At 33.0% G+C, this 20,883-nt stretch carries 16 protein-coding genes and 1 pseudogene; 6 read left to right on the forward strand and 11 right to left on the reverse strand.

Features of this window, described 5'->3' with window-relative positions; genetic code table 11:
- Positions 1-4: 4 nt before the first annotated feature.
- Both FDY99_RS03220 and kbl read right to left on the reverse strand, forming a co-directional pair.
- The gene (locus FDY99_RS03220; protein WP_139419120.1) at positions 5-445 is read right to left on the reverse strand and encodes a toxin-antitoxin system YwqK family antitoxin; all 441 of its coding nucleotides are present in this window, start codon (positions 443-445) and stop codon (positions 5-7) included.
- 68 nt (positions 446-513) lie between these two features.
- Complete coding sequence (kbl, locus tag FDY99_RS03225; protein ID WP_139419122.1) at positions 514-1,710, reverse strand: glycine C-acetyltransferase; 1,197 nt, start codon at positions 1,708-1,710, stop codon at positions 514-516.
- Positions 1,711-1,876: 166 nt separating this feature from the next.
- Here kbl and FDY99_RS03230 point away from each other — a divergent pair, with 166 nt between their 5' ends.
- A complete protein-coding gene (locus tag FDY99_RS03230) occupies positions 1,877-2,743 on the forward strand; it encodes a cupin-like domain-containing protein (RefSeq protein ID WP_139419124.1) in 867 nt (288 codons plus the stop codon).
- A 143-nt stretch (positions 2,744-2,886) separates the two neighbouring features.
- On the opposite strand, the gene FDY99_RS23680 is transcribed toward FDY99_RS03230, so the two are convergent.
- From FDY99_RS23680 to FDY99_RS03260, 6 genes are all read right to left on the reverse strand, one after another.
- A complete protein-coding gene (locus FDY99_RS23680) occupies positions 2,887-2,994 on the reverse strand; it encodes a T9SS type A sorting domain-containing protein (RefSeq protein WP_139423754.1) in 108 nt (35 codons plus the stop codon).
- Positions 2,995-3,306: 312 nt separating this feature from the next.
- Entirely contained in the window at positions 3,307-3,714 is a 408-nt protein-coding gene (locus FDY99_RS03240; protein ID WP_139419126.1) for a hypothetical protein, read from the reverse strand.
- Between the two features lie 61 nt (positions 3,715-3,775).
- On the reverse strand, positions 3,776-5,698 hold the full coding sequence (locus tag FDY99_RS03245) for a M1 family aminopeptidase (RefSeq protein WP_139419129.1): 1,923 nt from the start codon (positions 5,696-5,698) through the stop codon (positions 3,776-3,778).
- 80 nt (positions 5,699-5,778) lie between these two features.
- On the reverse strand, positions 5,779-7,245 hold the full coding sequence (gene dacB, locus FDY99_RS03250) for a D-alanyl-D-alanine carboxypeptidase/D-alanyl-D-alanine endopeptidase (RefSeq protein WP_139419131.1): 1,467 nt from the start codon (positions 7,243-7,245) through the stop codon (positions 5,779-5,781).
- A 159-nt stretch (positions 7,246-7,404) separates the two neighbouring features.
- Positions 7,405-9,852, reverse strand: coding sequence for a replication restart helicase PriA (gene priA, locus FDY99_RS03255; RefSeq protein WP_139419133.1), 2,448 nt, complete (start codon positions 9,850-9,852; stop codon positions 7,405-7,407).
- A 208-nt stretch (positions 9,853-10,060) separates the two neighbouring features.
- Entirely contained in the window at positions 10,061-10,969 is a 909-nt protein-coding gene (locus FDY99_RS03260) for an AEC family transporter (RefSeq protein ID WP_139419135.1), read from the reverse strand.
- Positions 10,970-11,119: 150 nt separating this feature from the next.
- Between FDY99_RS03260 and lptB the strand changes: the two are divergent.
- The 5 genes and pseudogenes from lptB to FDY99_RS03285 form a co-directional block, all read left to right on the forward strand.
- A pseudogene (gene lptB / locus FDY99_RS03265) lies at positions 11,120-11,845 on the forward strand (LPS export ABC transporter ATP-binding protein); the annotation flags it as partial.
- 353 nt (positions 11,846-12,198) lie between these two features.
- Positions 12,199-12,786, forward strand: coding sequence for a hypothetical protein (locus FDY99_RS03270; RefSeq protein WP_139419137.1), 588 nt, complete (start codon positions 12,199-12,201; stop codon positions 12,784-12,786).
- Between the two features lie 163 nt (positions 12,787-12,949).
- On the forward strand, positions 12,950-14,674 hold the full coding sequence (locus FDY99_RS03275) for an ABC transporter ATP-binding protein (RefSeq protein ID WP_139423755.1): 1,725 nt from the start codon (positions 12,950-12,952) through the stop codon (positions 14,672-14,674).
- 223 nt (positions 14,675-14,897) lie between these two features.
- Positions 14,898-15,848 (forward strand): helix-turn-helix transcriptional regulator, encoded by a 951-nt coding sequence (locus FDY99_RS03280; protein WP_139419139.1) that lies wholly within the window; start codon positions 14,898-14,900, stop codon positions 15,846-15,848.
- 5 nt (positions 15,849-15,853) lie between these two features.
- Complete coding sequence (locus tag FDY99_RS03285) at positions 15,854-16,954, forward strand: linear amide C-N hydrolase (protein WP_139419141.1); 1,101 nt, start codon at positions 15,854-15,856, stop codon at positions 16,952-16,954.
- A 91-nt stretch (positions 16,955-17,045) separates the two neighbouring features.
- Here FDY99_RS03285 and FDY99_RS03290 read toward each other — a convergent pair whose 3' ends face one another.
- From FDY99_RS03290 to FDY99_RS03300, 3 genes are all read right to left on the reverse strand, one after another.
- Positions 17,046-17,537 carry a DinB family protein gene (locus FDY99_RS03290; RefSeq protein ID WP_074231646.1) on the reverse strand — a complete coding sequence of 164 codons (492 nt, stop codon included), beginning with the start codon at positions 17,535-17,537 and terminating at the stop codon, positions 17,046-17,048.
- Between the two features lie 221 nt (positions 17,538-17,758).
- Positions 17,759-20,245: a beta-mannosidase gene (locus FDY99_RS03295; RefSeq protein ID WP_139419143.1), complete on the reverse strand. Its 2,487-nt coding sequence runs from the start codon at positions 20,243-20,245 to the stop codon at positions 17,759-17,761.
- Positions 20,246-20,623, reverse strand: a complete 378-nt coding sequence (locus FDY99_RS03300) for a GxxExxY protein (RefSeq protein ID WP_139419145.1) — start codon at positions 20,621-20,623, stop codon at positions 20,246-20,248.
- Between the last annotated feature and the right edge of the window lie 260 nt (positions 20,624-20,883).

Genomic DNA, 20,883 nt, shown 5'->3' on the forward strand with positions numbered 1-20,883 from the left:
ATAATTATTTATTAAAAGAAGTACTGTCTATTTTTTTACCATCGGCGTATTTTTTTATGTATTTCAATTTTCCATTTTCATCATAAAATTTCCAGTCTCCGAAATAATACCAATGGCGCTCGTTTTCAGAAATATCAAGCTTTGATTGTCCGCGTTCCATAATATTTCCGTTTCGATAATAAACGAACATTTTAATTTTTTTTCTTCCTATTTTTTCTTTTTGGTAAAGCTGGTTATCTAAAGTTGTTTTCCAGACTCCTACCTTTTCACCTTTCTTATATTTTCCAACTGTAATTAATGTTCCTTCTTCGGTAGGATATTTTTCTATCCATTTTCCGTGCCGTTTCTGAACTTTATCAGAAATCTTAATGTATTGATTCGTTTTAGTTTGGCAAGAAGCCAAAACAAAAATTGACAGCAGGGTTAGTAAGATATTTTTAAGCATAAAAAAACAGAATTTCCGTAAATATAGAAATTCTGTTTTTATTCTACAAATGTAGAAGGGTTTATTTTTTAAGAAATTACTCCTAATTCTTTTCCTACTTTTTCAAAAGCAGCAATTGCTTTATCCAAATGTTCTCTCGTGTGAGCTGCAGAAAGCTGTACTCTGATTCTCGCTTTTTCTTTCGGAACAACCGGATAGAAGAAACCAATTACATAAATTCCTTCATCCATCAGTTTTTCAGCCATTTGCTGGGATAATTTAGCATCGTATAACATTACAGGAACGATTGCGGCATCTCCATCAGGAATATCAAAACCTTTTGCTTTCATTTCCGTTCTGAAATATTCTGCGTTTTCCATCACCGTATCACGAAGTGAAGTATCATCAGAGATCATTTCTAAAACTTTTAAAGCTGCACCTACAATTCCCGGAGCCAAAGAGTTTGAGAATAAATAAGGTCTGGAGCGTTGTCTCAACATATCGATGATCTCTTTTTTACCGGAAGTAAATCCGCCCAAAGCTCCACCCAAAGCTTTTCCTAAAGTAGAAGTAATGATATCTACTCTACCCATTACTTCGTTAGCTTCATGCGTTCCACGACCTGTTTTTCCGATGAAACCTGTTGCGTGAGAATCATCAACCATTACCAAAGCATCGTATTTATCGGCAAGATCACAAACTCCTTTCAGGTCTGCAACAATTCCGTCCATTGAGAAAACTCCGTCTGTAACGATGATTTTAAATCTGTGATTTTTTTCGGAAGCAGCAATCAACTGAGCTTCCAAATCTGCCATATTATTGTTTTTGTAACGGTATCTCGCCGCTTTACAAAGACGAACTCCGTCAATAATTGAAGCGTGATTTAATTCATCTGAAATAATTGCGTCTTCTTCTGTAAACAAAGGTTCGAAAACTCCACCGTTTGCATCAAAACAAGCTGCATAAAGAATGGTGTCTTCAAGGCCTAAAAATTCAGCAATTTTTTCTTCCAACTGTTTGTGAATATCCTGAGTTCCGCAGATAAAACGTACCGATGACATTCCGTAACCGTGAGAACCAATCATATCCTGCGAAGCTTTCATTACTTCAGGATGGTTTGATAATCCCAAATAATTGTTGGCACAAAAGTTCAAAAGCTTCTTTCCATTCGCTTCTATTTCTGCACTTTGCTGAGAATTGATGATTCTTTCTTTTTTAAAAAGACCGTCATTTTCGATGTTTTTCAGCTCGTTCTGTAGATTTTCAAGATATTTTCCAGAGATCATTATAATTAAATTTAAGTTGCGCTAATTTAATAAAAAGGCATTAAACAAAATACGTTTCGGCACCTTTATTGATTTTTTCGGTCATTAATCATTTAAAAATTTAAATTAATTAGTCTACTAATTTTGTAGGATAATTATTATATTTGACCTTCCTAAATTATTTATAATGAAATTGACACCGGTAAAAAGCGCAGAAAATATTAGTTCAGAAGCATTTATTTTAAACCATATGAAAGCTTGTAAACCTATTATTTTAAAGGATTTTATAGAACAAAACAGTCCCGCTTATCAAAAATGGAATTATGAATATTTTAAAGAAATCGCAGGCGAAACCAAAGTAAATGTTTACGGCAGTGAGCTGGAATCTATTGACAGAGTGGCAAGTAAACCCGTTGCAGAAACTACTTTTTCAGAATATTTAGATTTAATAAGTACAAAAACCACAGAATATCGTCTGTTTTTATTTAATCTTTTAAGCATAAAACCTGAGCTTAAAGATGATCTTCATTACAGAGATGTAACAAAAGGAAAAGTTTTAAAATGGCTTCCGTTCATGTTTTTCGGTGGAAAAGGTTCGATTACGAGAAATCATATTGACATTGATATGTCTCATGTTTTCATCACCCAATTTCAGGGAATAAAAAGAATCTGGCTATTTCCGTGGGAACAATCTGATCTGATGTACAAACTTCCTTATAATTTTCACAGCTTGGTCAATCTTCAGGAAGCTGATTACGAAAAATATCCAGCTTTGAAACGTCTTAAGGGTTATGAAGCAGTGATAAAACCTGGCGAAACTTTATACATTCCTTCCGGTTGGTGGCATTATATTCAATACGAAACAGAAGGATATTCGGTTTCCGTGCGAGCTTTACCATCAAGTTTACTTGAAAAATGGAGAGGTTTCAAAAATTTGGTTATCATCAGACATTTTGACAATGCAATGAGAACCGTTTTTAAAGAAAAATGGTTTAAATATAAAGTTAAAATTGCCAATAAAAGGGCTGAGAAAGCGATGAGTAAAGCTGAATAATGGATGATGGAAGTTAGATATTTTTGACTGTCCGTGTTTTACATTTTCACAAAATCAGGAAAATCCACAATTGATGACAAAAAATAATTTTATCAATTCAGTAACACCCAGCTTCCAACATCTATCTTCCAGCCTCGAAAAAACTATTTCTTAATAAATTTCTTGGTAAACTCTGATGTTGAAGTTTTTACTTTCACCATATAGATTCCTGAAATTAAATCCGAAACATTAATTCTTTTTCCATTGGAAATTCCGGTTTCCTGAAAAGTTTTTAATTAAACTTCCTTTTGCATCGAAAATGGTAATCGAATTGATTTTGCTATCTGTTTCAATATTCAATTTCTCTACCGGCAGATTCAAAAAACAATCAATTAATAAACAGAAGTAACAATGTCCTATTTAAATATTTATTTTTAAATTTAATCAATGTCTAAGGTTTATTAAATATAATACCAGTATCACCATTGTCTGACAAACATTTTTTTTAAATTAATATCACAACAAAGAGTAACAAAAAAGCTTTCACAAATGAAAGCTTTTTTGTTTATAAATAATTTTTACTGCTACTTTTTCACATCCGTTTTTTTATAAACGATTCCCTGTAAAGATTTTATACGAGCAGTACATTCATCAGAAACAAGCGTCATCACAAGATTTTCGCCTATAATTTCATACTTATACTTACCTTTTGTTCCTGCATCGCAAGGTGTTCCGCCGGAATTTTTCACCAAATCAATTTCGCCGTTACTCAAAGTGTAATTCATGGTTTCAATTACTTTATTTCCGAGTAATACATCAATCTTGTCTTTAGAAAATTTAAGAACAATCTCTGCTTCCTGAGGAATTTTCGCAATACCACTCCACTCTGAATCCAATAAAGGATTGTCGGATTTTTTAGAATCACATGAGGTGAGATTCCAAATTAATAACATGAATAAAAGAATTTTGAAAAAGAATAAATTTGTTTTCATGGGTATTAGTTTTTTGTTTACAAACAAATATACACTGAAAATCAATACAATAATTTATTTTTTATTCTTTTACAAATTTTAAATTTGAATTTAATATTTTAATGAAGTAAACGCCTTTTTGTAGAAGAGATATCTGAATCTTCTTATCGGATTTTCCTTTTTTCACCAATCTTCCATCTGCTGTGAAAATTTCATAGTCTGCTTCTTTTTTTAATCCTGAAACAAACAATTCGTCTTTTACAGGGTTTGGATAAATGCTAAATTCATCAGTTTTAAAATCTGTCGTGCTCAAAGTATTATACTCAGAAACTGTTGAGTTTTTCTCCAACATTTGATATTCATAATTAAACTGTACACTTGCAATCGGGAAAGTTACTGCCTCTGTAAAATACTGATTATTTGAAGTATTATTTAAAGCAAAAAATGCATTCTGACCGCCAGTTCCGGTCACTTTTATCGGTAATGGCATTTCAAAAAAACTAACCGATGAATGACTTTGAGTTTGTGATGCTTTAAAGGTTACCTGATTTCCAACTTGCTTCCATCTGATGTCATAAGTAGGATATCCTTGTCCGTAAATCCAGTCATTAAAAAATTCAGTAAAATCTTTTCCTGTTGAAGTCAATAAAGATGCGTTCAGATCGGCTGTTCTTGCATAACTATAAGCCAAATTTGGTCTTGCGTGATACTCTTTTAATGCCTGATAAAATGCTGTATCTCCCAAAACCCATTTCATCATTCTTACCACATAACCTCCTTTCGAATAGGATAATCTACCGCTGAAAATAGAATTGATATTTCCTAAACTACTGTCTGCAACATATACACTTCCACCAGCGGCACTTGTAATGTAATTTTTTTCGCCTAAAAGATAATTAAGAAAATCAGCATTGCTCATGATCAGTTTTTCGTAAGCAACATGCTCTCCAAAAGTGGCGAAACCTTCATTCAACCAAATGTCATTCCATGCTCCGCAAGTTACTTTATCACCAAACCACTGATGCGCTAACTCATGAGCAATTAATTGCTTACCCCAAGACCCCATCGAAGACATGGTTTGATGTTCCATACCACCACCGGCTTCAAATTCCATGTGACCGTACTTTTCATTACGGAAAGGATAAGGCCCGAAATAATTTTCAAAAGTATTCATTACCGTTTTAGTCCACTCGATGTTCGCCATACTTGTTGCATTTGCATTAGTTGACGGATAAATATAATTTACAAAAGGAAAAGGTGGATTTCCCATTGTATCGTTTAATTTAACAAAATTCGTAATCGAAAGTGCAATAAGATAAGCCGCAGTAGGATATTGTGTTCTCCAGAAAGTACGTTTTTGACCGTTTCCTAAAGTCGTTTCAGACATCAACTTTCCATTCGCAGCTACATTATATTGAGCCGGAGTTGTTATTTTAATATCAAACCTTTCGATTTTATCATTTAAACTTTGTTTTGTCGGAAACCAATCTTGTGCACCATAAGGTTCATTTAAGGTTGAAAGAATTGCAGTTCCTCCTTGAGAACCATTAAAAAAAGAATTACCAGCAGGATCTGGAGCCCCGTTATATTGAATCGTAAGAGAATCTAAAACATTCGCCGCCAAAGAAGCTGTAAAATTTATTTTCAGTTCTTTAGTAGGAAGCTGTTGGAAAGTAAGATTTTGACCATGATAATTTACCTGAGAAACCGTAAGATTATGATTAAGATCAAAATAAATATTGTTCAACGCCTGTGTCGGTTTGAAATGAGAAGTTACCGATCCCGAAATATTGTAAACACCAGGATCAATAGTAACATCCATCCTTTGGTACTGCAAATCGTAGTTTAAAGTATTGGGATTAGTATTTCCTGCAACCATTTTAGCCGCGTAAGACTTCATTTCTTTATTTAATAAGCCTTTTTTTTCTACGTTCTCATTTTGGTTTTGAGCCGATAAAGTATGAATCGTAAAGATGCTTATACATAAAATATAAAATTTTCTCATTGTCAGATAATTAGGGATTAAAGATAAAAAAAACCTTTCAATCAAAGATTAAAAGGTTTATATATGAAATTAATATTTTATTAAAGATCTAAAGCCGGTTTAAGAATCGTTTCCATTTTACTTTTCACCTGACCTACTGAGCCTGCATAATTATTCACCATCAAAGAGAAAACCAGCGTTCTTCCTGAGTTGGTTTTTAAATATCCTGCTAAAGTTTTTACTTTATTTAGAGTACCTGTTTTCGCAAAAACCTGCCCGTTTCCTTCACCAACAAACATTCCTTTAAGTGTTCCCGATTGTCCGCCGATTGGCAAAGAGTTGAAATAAGTTTTATAAAATTTCTCATCCATTAAAGAAGTTAAAAACTTCACCTGAGAAATTGGAGTTACATGATTGCTTCTCGACAAACCACTTCCGTCCATATAATTTAAACCTTCCAAATCGAATTCAATATCTTTTAAATGATCATTAACCACAATTCTACCAGATTCTGAAGTCTGATCTCCCATTTTCTGAAAACCAACTGTTTTTAATAAAGCTTCTGCTAAAGAGTTATCGCTTCTCTGATTGGTATAATAAATAATATCACCCAAAGTAGGAGATTTATAAGCTGAAATCATCTTTCTAATTTCCGGAGATGCATCTGTCATTTTAGGAATTACTTTTCCGGTAACTGCTACTCCGCTTTTTACCAGACTTGCTCTGAATGAATTGGCAAGGAAAGCCGGAGCATCTGGTAATTTTGTTGTTAAAGTTCCGTTTCCGTCATACTTTTCAGCATACACCATTTTATTTACATAAGGCGAAACATAGAAAAACTTCTTATCAGCTGCAGGGTTCATTGATTTTTTTACAATAAGCTTCTCATTGGCAGGATTAATCTCTCTGGTAGTACCTACAGGAAGATAGTAGTTATTATTTTCTAGCCAAACAACATTTTCCGGAAGTGCCGAAATGTTACCTTTGAAAAGCGCTGTCTGAATAATAATATCACCATTTACCTTTTTAATACCTTCACGAGTCATTCCGCCTGCGAAATCTGAAACGATATCTTTGTAAGACCAAGCTCCTGCTTTATTGGTTCCCAAAGATGGATCACCGCTTCCTACAATGTAAAGATTACCGTTTAAAGTTCCATTTTCATCGATTTCTCCCGAATATTCCAGCTGCGTCATCCAACGGTAGTTTTCACCCAACATGCTCATTGCAGTTTCGGTAGTCAACAGCTTCGTTGTAGAAGCGGGAACAAGAGGAGTATTTTCGTTATACGAAGAAATTATTTTCTTCGTTTTAGGGTCGTAGACTACAAATCCCCAAGTTGCGTTTTTCAGCACGGGATCGGTCATCATTGTGTTTACACTGATGTCTACAAGTTCTTTTGGCGACAAAATAGCTTTTTCCACATACGCAGCAGGCGATGGAAGGTTTAAGTTTGCTTTATTGTCGTAATTTTGAGAGTAAAGAACTGTAGAAACGGTCGATTGTGCAAATAAAAAACCAGCAGCCAAGACCGTAACACCTGAAATATATTTTCTGAAATTTACCATCTAATTTTTCTTTTGTATATATTTTGGATTGAATAAAAAACGATTAGTTAAATCATTTATCACATTCCAAACATATAGTCAACGTCCAAATGTAGAAATTATTATGGTATGGTAGTTCAGTAGACTATAATAAAAGGCTATAAAATATGTTAAAGTTTGTTAAAAATCCACAAAAACATCTTTTTTAATGCTTTGATAAGCAGTGATTTCATCAAATTCCTTTAAACTTAACAAAACTAGACTTTTGAATTTCTCATAGTTTTTACCACGTGGAAGTTTAAGCAAAACCTGAAACTGATACAAATTATTCAATCTTGCAATCTGCGCTCTTTCAGGTCCTAAAATACAGTCTTCAGGAAGATATTTTCTTAAAATTGAACCTAAAAACTGTGAAGCACGATCTACTTTTTCATCTCTTCGATGTTTAAGCTCAATCATAATCAGCTTTGTGAAAGGCGGATAATTAAATTTCTGACGTTCGGTAAGGAAATATTTATAGATCTTAGAAATATTATTCATTTTAATCAGCTGAAAAACAGAATGATCCGGATTAAAAGTCTGAATTAAAACTCGACCTTTCCCGGAAACTCTTCCCGCTCTTCCGGAAACCTGAGTAATCAGTTGATACGCTCTTTCTTCAGCTCTGAAATCCTGTACATACAGCATAGAATCAGCCTTTGGAATTGCCACCAATTCGATATGATCAAAATCCAGACCTTTTGAAATCATCTGAGTTCCAACAACAATATCAGTTTCTCTGTCCTCGATTTTTTCGTATAATTTTTCGTAGGCAAATTTCTTTCGCATCGAATCAACATCCATTCTGTCGACTTCATTATCAGGAAAAATTTTTGAAATTTCTTCATGGATCTGCTCTACCCCTACTCCTTTTTCATTAAGGTTTTCAGAATAGCATTTCGGGCAGGTTTTCGGTTTAGAAGCTCTCTGCCCACAATAATGGCATTTCATTTCGTGAGCAGCTTTGTGATACGTCATCACTACATCACAATTTGAGCAATAATTCACATAACCGCAAGATTCACACTCCAAAACACTGGCGTAACCACGACGGTTATGAAGAATCATCGTTTGATTTTTTTCTTCTAAAGTCTTTTTAATTTCATCAATCAGTTTTAAAGAAAAATTTCCGGAAACTTTTTTAGAATCCTGAGCTTCTTTAAAATTAATCAGTTCAAATTCAGGAAGTTTTACATTCCCAAATCTTTCATTTAGAAAAACATATTTCATCTTCTCTTTTCGGGCTAAATAATAGCTTTCAACAGAAGGTGTTGCCGAACCTAAAATCACATTAGCTCCATAAAAATTCGCCAAAACCAAAGCCGAATCTCTTGCATTGAAAAAAGGAGAAACTTCTCTCGGTTTGTACCCCGAATCGTGCTCTTCATCCACCACAATCAATCCTAAATTCTGATAAGGTAAAAACAGAGCATTCCTCGTTGCAATAAGAATTTTGATGTTGTTATTTTTTATTCTTCTCCAGATTTCTACCTTTTCAAAATCGGTGAGTTTCTGATGATAAAAACCAAGTTGTCTGCCGTATTTTTTTTCTAATCTTTGAGTAATTTGCTTCGTTAAAGAGATTTCAGGAAGTAAAAACAAAACATTTTTTCCTTCCGAAATACATTCTTCAATTTTCTCTAAATAAATATGCGTTTTTCCGGATGAAGTTACCCCATGAAGCAAAACATTTCTACCTTCTTCAAAGGCTTCGTCCACTTCGTTTTTTGCAGCTTTTTGTACTTCCGTAAGTTCTTCGACTTCTTCAATTTCACCTTCATAGCTTTCAATTCGGTCTTTCTGCATGTAATATTCTTCGACAAGATTTTTATCTGCCAAAGATTTAAAATGCGAACTAGAAAAATAACCATCTTCAAATAACTCTGATTTTTTAATATGCAAATCAGGGTTTTCTGTCTGTTTTTCTAAAATATGCAGGAAAAGATCTTTCTGTTTTTGAGCTCTTTTTAAGCTTAAAAGAATCTCTGTAAGATTGTTATTTTTTAAAACCTCATCATTAATTTTCACATAAGCAACTTCTTTTGCTTTGTATTTTTCAGCAATCTTTTCGTCGATTTCAATATACTGTAAATCGATCAAAGAATTGATGGTTTTAATGATATCTTTTTTTGGAATAAAAGCTTCAATATCCGTTAAATTAATCAGCTGTCGAACTTCTAATGCCTGAATAAGGTACATTTCGTTGACGTCTAAATTTTCAAACTCAATGGTAATATTGGGTTTTAATTTAAGATAGGTTTCACTTTCCAATTTTAAAGAAGACGGAAAAGCAAACCTGTAAATTTCGCCCAAATTGCAGAGATAATAATCTGAAAGCCATTTCCAAAACTTAATTTGTTCTGAAGGCAAAATCGGCTGTTCATCTAAAATACTGATCACTTCTTTTGCCACAAACTGAGTAGGCTCTTCATCGTGCAATTCAAAAACAATTCCCGTGTAGATTTTTTTCCCACCAAAAGGAACCAGAACTCTCATTCCAGGTTGAATTGTCGATTGTATTTCTTCCGGAACTTTGTAAGTAAAAGTTCCTTTCAGATTGAGCGGTAAAATAATTTGAGCGTATTGCAAGGGAATAATTAAAGTGTAAAATTAATTTTTTATTCAGAGAACTGCAATTTTGTTTTCTTTAAATCTTTCAAAACATATAATTTCGATTCCATTAATTTAATATATCATGCAGATTGAGCAGATTCAAAAATAAAAATCTGCGTTATCAGCAAAATCTGCGTGAGTTTAAAAAAATAATTTGAGATTACTTCACTTTGTTCGCAATGACTTAGAAAATCATTTCAATGATCTGATACCAAATCGCTGAAGTAATAAATCCAACAAGAATACTGAATCCGATAATCAAATTCGTCAGTTTTGTATTTAATCGGAATTGTTCGGCAATAATACTTGCCGTAACTACAGTCGGCATTGCGGCTTCAAAGACAGAAATTTTCGCAACATCACCTTTAATTCCGAGTAATAAAGCTAAACCTAAAATCATTATCGGAGCTAAAATTAATTTGTAAAACATGGAAGCCGAAATCTGTGGCAACAATTTTTTCCAACCATTGAATTTCAACTGTAACCCGACAGAAAATAAAACCAACGGACTTACCGTTGCAGCCAGTTTATCAAAAAGAGGTTCAGCAAAAGTAAAATCGATGAACCGCGACAAAACCAATGCCGCAATACAGCCTATTAACGGAGGAAAAGTAATTAGTCTTTTTAAAATAAAAATCGCGCTCACTTTTCCGGATTTGCTTCCGCCTTTCACCGCAGCGATAATTCCCAATGTGGAAAGTGCAAAAAACATCGTCTGGTCACAGATTATCGCAATACTTAAAAGACTTTCGCCATAAAAAGCAGAGATTAAAGGAAATCCAATGAATGAAGTGTTGCTGTAACCACTTGCCAATTCTAACGTACTTCTTGATCTTCTAGAATATCCTTTTTGTCTGCTGTAAAACATCATAAAAAAGAAACATCCGATTGCGATCACAAATGTTGAAAGTATCGGAAAAAGCATTGCTGCAGACCACTGAACCTTTGGTAAATATTTAAAAGAAACCGCAGGAAGTGCTAAATAAAGAATCCATGTATTGATGCCTTTGTGCGCATCGGGATGAATGGATTTTGTTTCTTTGAAAATCATTCCTGCCAAAATACAGACTGCGATTAAAACAAAATTCACCATATTATTTAGACTTTACTTCTTTATACTTTTGTCTTCATACAAAAGTAACAAAAAATCAACACTGGAAACTTCTGTTAAACTCTGCTAAAATTAAAATGCAGTTATTCATAAAATAAATTTCTAATTCAAAAAAACTTTATCTTTGCGACTATGATTTTACGAGGAGAAAACTTAATCAAAGAATACGGTCCCAAAAAAGTTGTAAAAGGTGTTTCTGTACAGGTTCAGCAGGGAGAAATTGTAGGTTTATTGGGTCCGAACGGAGCCGGGAAAACCACTTCGTTTTATATGATCGTAGGTTTGGTAAAGCCTACTTCAGGAAGAATTTTCCTCGATAAACAGGAAATCACGACCGATGCAATGTATCGCCGTGCCCAAAAAGGTATCGGTTATCTTGCTCAGGAAGCTTCGGTTTTCAGAAAACTGTCTGTGGAGGATAATATTCTTGGCGTTTTACAGTTGACTAAACTTTCAAAAAGAGAACAGCAAATAAAATGCGACGAACTGATTGAGGAATTTTCTCTGCAACACGTTCGTAAAAACAGAGGAGATCTTCTTTCCGGAGGGGAAAGACGTAGAACTGAGATTGCAAGATGTTTGGCAACAGACCCTAGTTTCATTCTTTTGGATGAGCCTTTTGCGGGAGTTGACCCGATTGCTGTGGAAGATATTCAGAAAATTGTAAGAAGTTTGACCGACAAAAACATCGGAATCTTAATTACCGATCACAACGTACAGCAGACTTTGGCGATTACCAACAAAACTTATATTATGTTTGAAGGAAAAATCCTGAAAGAAGGTCTTCCTGAAGATTTGGCAAATGATCCGCAGGTAAGAGAAGCTTATTTAGGTGAAAACTTCGTTTACCAAAGTATTTTCGACAAACCAAGTAAGAAAAGTTACGCTTACAATATTTGGGCAGGAAATTTTGATTCTAAATCTCAAATGCAGTCTTTCGTAAATGAAAACTTTGCTCAGTTTGATGATCTGCGATTGATGTATGGTTTTGAAGATATCAGTTTTGCATCTTTGGGAAATTCAGAAATTGAACATATTTTCAGTGATGTGGTTGATAAAAATGCCAACAATTCTTTTGTATTTCAGAAAAAAGAAATTAATTCAAATTATTCTTTGGAACAGGCAGAAGCAGATTCTAAAGCAGCAAGTAAATCTGAGCTGCATTATCTGACGACTTATGTTTTTGAGGGATAAATCTTAATTTATTATAAATGTTTTTTAAAAATTTATTCAAAAATAAAACACCTAATGTTTATTCTAAAACAGATAGGTTGCCAAAAATTGAATATTTTGAAAAATATCAGATTAAAGAATTATTTACTCTATTGCATCAAGCCGAAGAATTATTGGAGGAAATTTCCATTGAAAATTCAAATAATGATTTATTAAATTTCAAAAAACTTTTTATAGAAGAAGTTTATGAATTGGAAAGTGATAATATAGCTGATTTTACAAATATTTGGAATTGGTTTCAAACTAATAAAGAATGGAATCAATTTACAGGTTTGAAAGGTGAAAAAATTGGTGTTAAGATTTTACATATTACAACCAAATGGAAAATTGATGATGATTTCATTCCAGGATTTAAAATTTCATTAGAAAATGAATATGGGGTTATTCTCGAAAAACAAAAAGAAAATAATTTTGGGATCATTAGATGGGACACTCCCAAAGAAGTTGATGAAGAAGATTGGATTGGAATGTTTGAAATTTTTAAAAAGATGGGAGGAAAAATTATTGATCAAAATCATCAGTTTAAATACATTAATGATGATGGAAGTTTAAAGAATCAAATTTAAAACAAAGAAATTATTTGCTAAAAAATATAATAAAACGTACCTTTTCTCTCAGAAACGGTACGTTTTTCTTTTAAACCAAATCATGGCAAAACCTTTTAACAGAACAGTGACTTTATTTGGAATTTACAAACAGTTGATTCCATTTATAAAGCCTTACCGACCGATGATTTACGGAACTTTGTTTCTTACATTTCTCGGCGCTTTGGCAGCCCAGGTGAATCCTTTAGTTTTAAAATATACGGTGGATGAAGTGACAAAACTGACACATCTTCCGCATCCAATGAGTGAAGGAGTTCATATTCTGATTATTATTTCTATTATTTTATTGGGAAAGGAATTACTGAATATTTTCATCAATTTCGGCCAAAAATTTTATGGTGAAAAAATCAGGATTAATGTAAGTTCGGTTTTAGCTCAATCAGCAATCGACAAAATTCTTACGTATAGAGTTGCCTATTTTAATGATGAAAATCACGAATCTGGAAAACTTCAAATCAGAATTGACCGAGGAATTGAAAGCCTTACAAGACTCGTTCAAAACTTCTTTATCGATATGCTTCCGCTATTTTCAAATGCATTTATTGCTTTGATTATTATGTATTTGCAAAACGTGTATGTCGGAATAGTTTCTACGATTATTGTTCCTATTTATTTTTATATCAGTTCGCTACAGGCAAAAAAACTGGGTGGAGTAAGACGAACTTTAAGGAATCAGCGTGAACAGAAAACGTCAGGACTTTTAAATTTGATCAATTCCATTATGGTGATTAAAAGTTTTGTGCGTGAAAAATTTGAAGGTAAAAAGCAGTACGATTTGCAAATGCAATTGATGGACAGCCAAATGTTCACTAGAAAAACCAACTTTATTTACGATGGTTTAAAAACTTTTATCGAGCAGTTTGGAGTGGTTTTAATTATTCTTCTGACCGTTTATCTGGTTTTAGACCAGCAAATGACGATTGGTGCTATTATGCTTCACATCATGCTTTTCAACAATGTTTCTTCTCCAATCAGGCAGCTTCACAGAATTTATGACGATATGAATGATGCGATGATTTATGCTGAAGGTTATTTTGATATTTTAAATGCTGAAAATGAAATTGAACCGAACGGAACTTTTGTGGAAAATAAAATCAAAGGTAATTTTGAATTAAGAAACGTCAATTTTACTTATCCAAACGGAACTAAAGCACTGAATGACGTTTCGATGATAATTGAAAACGGAAAAACTACCGCTTTAGTTGGATTAAGCGGAGCCGGAAAATCAACAATCATCAACCTTCTCTGTAAATTTTATCTTCCCGATTCAGGTGAAATTATTTTAGATAATGTTGATTTATCCAATTACAACAATACTTTTTTAAGAGATGATTTGGGATTGGTTTTACAGAAAAACCACATTTTTCAGGGAAGTATTGAAGACAATATTCGTAACGGAAATATGAATGCGAGCTTTGAGGAAATTGAAGAAGCAGCTAAAAAAGCTTATCTCCACGAACAGATTTTAGATCTTCCTGAAAAATATCAACATGATGCGACTCAACTTTCAGGCGGACAACAACAGAGAATTGCGATTGCCAGATTATTTTTGAAAAATCCACCCATTATTTTTCTTGATGAACCAACGGCAAGTTTAGATGCGATCGCTACCGAACAAATTAAAAACTCTTTGGATGCGATCAAAGCAGGAAGAACTGTGGTAATTATCTCTCACTCACTTTCGCAGATCTTAGATTCAGATAAAATTTATGTGATGAAAAAAGGATATGTTGTAGAAAGTGGAACTCATGATGAGTTGGTACAAATGAACGGAACTTACAGAGAGATCTTTGATGCTTCTGCGAGAAGTTTGAATTTGGATAAATTGGTGAATACGTTTAAAAATTAATGCAAGAATTTAGCAGTTTAACAGTCTATTAATAATTTAATGCAAATCACTAAACGCAAAGATTTAATAAAAAAGTGAAGTTTTTAAGGAGCAAAGATGGCGACAAGTCGCTTAGAAACGTTCGCTTGGAATCAACTTATTGATTATACTTTGCATCATAAATATTGTGTGAGAAAATAAAACCTTTGCGTTTAAAAAAGTTACAGATTAAATTTGCACAATAATGAACGATCATTACCTCAAAAAAATCGACCGAGTAACGGCTATCCTCACGCAACTGCAATCAAAACCGATTGTAAGAGCACAGGATTTAGCAAAAAAATTTGATGTCAGTATAAGAACAATTTATCGTGACGTAAAAACTTTGGAAAACGCCGGAATTCCCATTATTGGGGAAGCGGGAAACGGCTATTCTCTGATGGATGGCTACAAGCTTCCACCTGTTATGTTTACGAAACAGGAGGTTTTGAGTTTCATCACTGCTGAAAAGTTAATGCAGAAGTTTTCGCACGAAAGTTTGGGAAATCATTATCAAACGGCGATGGAAAAGTTGCGTTCTGTTTTGAAACATTCAGATAAAAATTTAATTCAGAATATCGAAAATCAGATTGATATTTATAATTACAATCCAAAAACGGAGGATACGATAAAAAATATTATCCCAACAATTCTGGAAGGCATTGCGGAAAAGCAACAGATTTTAATAGAATACAAAACCGTTGATGATAAAATTTCTACAAGAACAATAGAAGTTGTAGGTGTTTTTTTTGAGTTTCATTATTGGTATATCATTGCTTACTGCACGTTGAGAAATGATTACAGACAGTTTAGAATAGACCGTATTTTAAGAATTGTAAAAACTCAAAATCCTTATTTGCAGGAATACGGGCAAATTAATGATTATAGAAAAACTCCGAATGGCAATAAAACCATCGTCAAGCTTTTAGTTGACAAAAAAATTACAGGACATCTGAATAATTCAAAAATTTATTACGGATTAATCGAAGAAAAAGAAACTGAGAATGGGATTGAAATGACGTTTGAAACAGAGTGGATTGACGAAGGATTTCCACGTTGGCTGATTACCTTTGCAGATTACGCCGAGATTCTGGAACCTGAATTTCTAAAAACAACGATGAAAGATTTAATTCAAAAAATTTCAAAAATAATTTAGACATAATGAAGCAGTTAATTTTACGATGCCTATTGCTCTCTGCAATCACATTTTCTACTACAATTGATGCTTGTTCCGCTTTTTTACTCAAAGGAAAAGATCATTGCGTGATTGGTTTTAATGAAAACTGGAAAACAATGCCCGGAATGATCGTTGTCAACAAACGTGATATTGAGAAAAGAAATATAAGCTGGGAAAATCTGACAACAGAAAATTTAAATTCAAAAAAATCATGGATTTCTAAATACGGTTCTGTAACATTCAATCTTTTAGGTTACGATTTCCCTTGTTACGGAGTCAATGAAAAAGGGCTTTTTCTGGTTGAGCTGTATCTTGAAGAAACAACAAAAGTTTATAATCCCAAACAACCCGACCTATTTTGGGCACAATGGATTCAATATCAGCTTGACAATTATAAATCGGTAAAAGAAGTAGTAGATCATTTAAATGACGGCCCGAATATCGATTGGTGGCCGAATGCAGCAGGAAGTCATTTTTTCTTAACCGATGCAAAAGAAAATACGGCAACCATTGCTTTGTTGAATGGAAAATATAAAGTCCTCACAGATAAAGATATGCCGATGCCGCTTTTATGCAACAATCAGTATAAAAAAGATCTGGAAGCCACAAAGAAATTTGATTTCCTTGGCGGTTCCGAAAAATATGATTTTACACAACGAAAAAACTGGGAAGATCGCTACAGCAGAGCTTATTATATGCTAAAAAACTATAAATACGATCAGAAACCTGTAGATTATGCGTGGAATATTCTCAATTCGGTTTACGCCGGAGAATGGCAAACGGTGATTGATGTGAAAAATATGAATCTATATTTCCGTTCTGATCTGAAAAAAGAAATTAAGTCGATCAACATCAAAGAACTTGATTTTTCTAAAAACACTGATATTAAATTTTTGGATATTCATACCGATCATTTAGGAAAAGTAAATCAGAATTTTCAGCCATTAACTTTACATAAGAATAATGAATATGTTGAAAAAGGTTTCCCAATAGGTTATGATAATAAAGACTTTGGAACCTCTGAAATGTTTGTAACACTTAAAGAAAACATTAAAAAATTCTTCAGATCTGTTTTACCTGATTAAATATTTTAATTTATCCGTTAGGGTATTTTTAATTACAATAAAACGCTTTCAGAATTACTGAAAGCGTTTTTTATAAAAGCATCAAAGATGCTTAGAATCTTTCCCAGAAGAAAGGTGGCTCAATACCTAAAGCTCTTAGATAAGTATACCCTTGACCACGGTGATGCACTTCATTATCAATAAAATATAGAATATTTTGATACACCGGAAATTCATATTCACCAAATAAATTGAACGTTTCCTGGAATCTTTCTTCAGAAATCTGGTTAAAATATTGGTTAATCACTTCCGTTTCAGAATCCCATTTTGCAAGAATTTCTTCTTTCGTTTTTGGTTTAAATGCTTCTTCGGAAAATTTTTCTTCCTGCTGCTCTACAATTCCTTTCAAAGCCGGACCAGCAATGCTGATCAATTCTACCGCTAATTTTGCAAAAGGTCTCATTCCACCAATTGAAAATTCAAATAATTCTTTTTCAGGAAATGCTTCAATCACCCTTCTTGTGAGGTTTCTGTGACCTTGCCAATGTTCTAAAATTTGTGCTGAAGAAATAAACTGTTGGTTTGCGATTGCTGTAGTTGTCATAATTTTTTGTTTTAAGTTGTTAATCTTAAGACAAAGGTAATCGCAGTTTATGACAACAGTTTGTCAGCAGGAATTTTGATGTTTGAAAAAAGTTTAAAACTTTTAAAATAAATAAATATTTTTCACGTTAAATTGATATCCTATACACAAATGTTTTAACTGTAAATATGTAGAGGCAGATAAATTTGAATTAGGCCGGTTTTTAAAATCGGTCTTTTTATTTACTCATTCATCGTATCCCACAAAGTCATTACCTCAACATTTTTCAATGGTTTTGAAAGCATAATTTTTCTTGAAGTTTTTGGAAGTAAATCGAAAAAATTGTCACTAAAATGAGTGTCACCCATTAAATAAATATCCTTCGCCAAAACATCAGTTGAAATTTCGATCTCTGTTGCAGAGATTTTCTTGATCTTGATATTGGGTTTTGTAAGCTTTAAATCTTTTGGTTTCGAGAAAAAATGAGTATTTTCAACAATGGTTTTTTCATTTTTATCTTTTAAAATTAATTTTAAAAAGACTTTACTTTTATCTAAATCTGGAATTAAATTTTCAATTTCAATAGGATCAAATTTCACGATTTCATTCAAAATTTTTCCATTTGGAACGGTTGCTATTTCGTTTAAAATTTTTCCGCTAAAATCTATGACTTCAATTTCAACAAAAACATCTTCGAACTTTTTTAATTCATCATTAATTCCATAAAAATCCAGAAATCCCTCCTTTTCTTCCGTTAAAACTACCTGATTTTCAAAGCTTCTTTTAACCTGATAATGCAAGGCTTTCCAGTTTCCTAAATAATCGATCGACGACCAGGAAATCACCGGCCAACAATCGTTTAATTGCCAATACAAAGTCCCCATATTGTAAGGTTTTGCACGGCGATGTGCTTCAATCGCGATCTGCATTCCACGAGCCTGAAGCAGCTGAGAAACGTAATTGTATTTCACAAAATCTTTAGGAACCACATAATCACGTTCCATGTATTTCTGAATAATTTCAAATCCTCTTGCATTTTTTTCGTGCGCTTTGATCGTTGGATTTTCTAAACTCAAATCCAATTTTCCTGAAAACATAGATTTAACGGTTTCTAAACTCGGCATTCCCTGAAAACCATATTCAGAAGCAAATCTCGGAACTTTTTCATTATAAATTTCAAACGGAAACTCACCCCACCAAACGCCCCAATAATGAGAATCGCCTTCGGTTAAACTTTCTTTGTGCCCCCAACCAATGGAAGGTGAACTTTCCCAATAAATTGATTTGTCTTTTGTTGCAAACTCATTGATCGCATTCGGAATTACCTCATGGAAAACCTTTTTATAATCTTTCCAAACCTGCAAAGAATCTTCTTTTGAATATTTAAATTGCTTCTGATATCCCCAATTGACAATCGCTTCATCAATTTCATTATTTCCGCACCACAAAGCAATCGACGGATGATTTTGAAGTCGGTCAACCTGATCTTTAACTTCCTCTTTTACGTTATTCAAAAAATCTTCATCTGACGGATAAAAACTTCCGGCAAACATAAAATCCTGCCAAACCAAAATTCCGTTTTCGTCGCAGGCTTTGTAAAATTCGTCATCTTCATAAATTCCGCCACCCCAAACACGAATCATATTCATATTCGCATCTTTGCAATCTTTGATGAGTTTTTTATATTTTTCTTTGGTAATTCTCGGTGTAAAACTGTCAGACGGAATCCAGTTCGTTCCTTTTGCATACATCGGATTTCCATTAACCTTAAAGTAAAAAGATTTTCCTTTTTCGTCCTTTTCCTGAACTAATTCTACAGTTCTTAGTCCAATTCTTTCTTCTTTATTATCAATAGTCTCCGAATTTTTCTTTAATGAAAATTTAAGCGCATAAATTATCGCTTTTCCCCATCCGTTCGGTTGCCATAGATGTGGATCTTCAATTTTAAACGGAACTAAAATTTTGTTCAAGCCCTTCCTTAAGGCAATATCATGATTTTCTTTATCAGTTGCAAAAACATATTTCCCTTCCTTTTCTGCATAAATTTCTGCATAAATATTTAAATCAGCTCTTTGTTTTGTTAAAGCTTTCTGTTCTATTTTTATATTTTCAATTTTTGCCTGATTCCAGAAATTTAATTTTACATCCTTCCAAATTCCTGCAGTGACTAATCTTGGTCCCCAATCCCAACCAAACTGATACTGTGCTTTTCTCACAAAACTTCTCGGTGATTCCGGCATTGTAAACGGAACTTTTTTTGCTAAATTTTTTCCAATATTTACTGAAGATTTAAATTTAAGCTGTAAAATATTATTTCCAATTTTCAAATCATTTTTCACCGGAATTTTCCAGGTTCTGAACATATTATCCGTTTTCTTCAGAAGTTTTCCATTTAAATAAATTTCAGAAAACGTATCTAATCCATGGAAAACCAATTCTGCATTTTGATTTTCTAATTCTTTTGCTGAAATTTTAAAAACTGTCTGATAATCCCAATCTTCATTTTCAACCCACTGTACTTTTTTCTCGTTTTCATCTTTGTAAGGGTCGGGAATAAGTTTATTATTCATCAAATCCAAATGAACCGTCCCGGGCACGGAGGCTGTGAGCCATTTATTTTCTTTGGAGTTTTTGAACTGCCATTTTTCAGAAGATAAATTTTGCTCTGAAAATTGAGCGTTGACTAATATTTGAATGAGAAGTAAAGCAAGAAGTAATGTTTTGTTCATTTACAGATTATTTACAATTCTATGGATCCCGTCTTTGATAAGTGGGGTGTTAAAATTAATGAGAAGACCTAGTTTTATATCAGTTAGTTTTAAATAAGTCAAAACTTGAGAGTAAAAAATTGGATGAATTTCTACAACAGATTTTATTTCAATAATTATTTTATTTTCTACAATCAAATCAATTCTATAAGCGTTATCAATGAGTTCACTTTTGTATTTTAGAGGAAGTAACAACTGACTTTCAACCTTCAAACCAAGCTCTTTTAATTCATAAGCCAAAGCAACTTCATAGGCGTTTTCAAGTAACCCAACTCCCAAAGTTTTATGAACTTCTAAAGCAGCTCCTATAATTTTATATGATAATTCGTTTTCTGTCATTTGTGATTGTGTGTTTTTAAAATTTTACCATCTCGTTTTCTACTGATATACTTTGTATGATTTTTTTTAACGCAAAGATTTTTTTTCTTTATGTTTTAGAAGGAGCAAAGAGTGGCGAACAAGTCGCCTAAGCTTGAGCATTCATGCGGTTGATAGTTTCTTGTAGAATGAAAAATATTTTTACACTTAAGCGACTTGTTCGCTATATTTCACCTTTTTGTCTAAAACATTTTCAATCATTTATATATCTTGAGCGATTT

The organism is Chryseobacterium mulctrae, assembly GCF_006175945.1.
In the GTDB taxonomy this organism is placed as follows: domain Bacteria; phylum Bacteroidota; class Bacteroidia; order Flavobacteriales; family Weeksellaceae; genus Chryseobacterium; species Chryseobacterium mulctrae.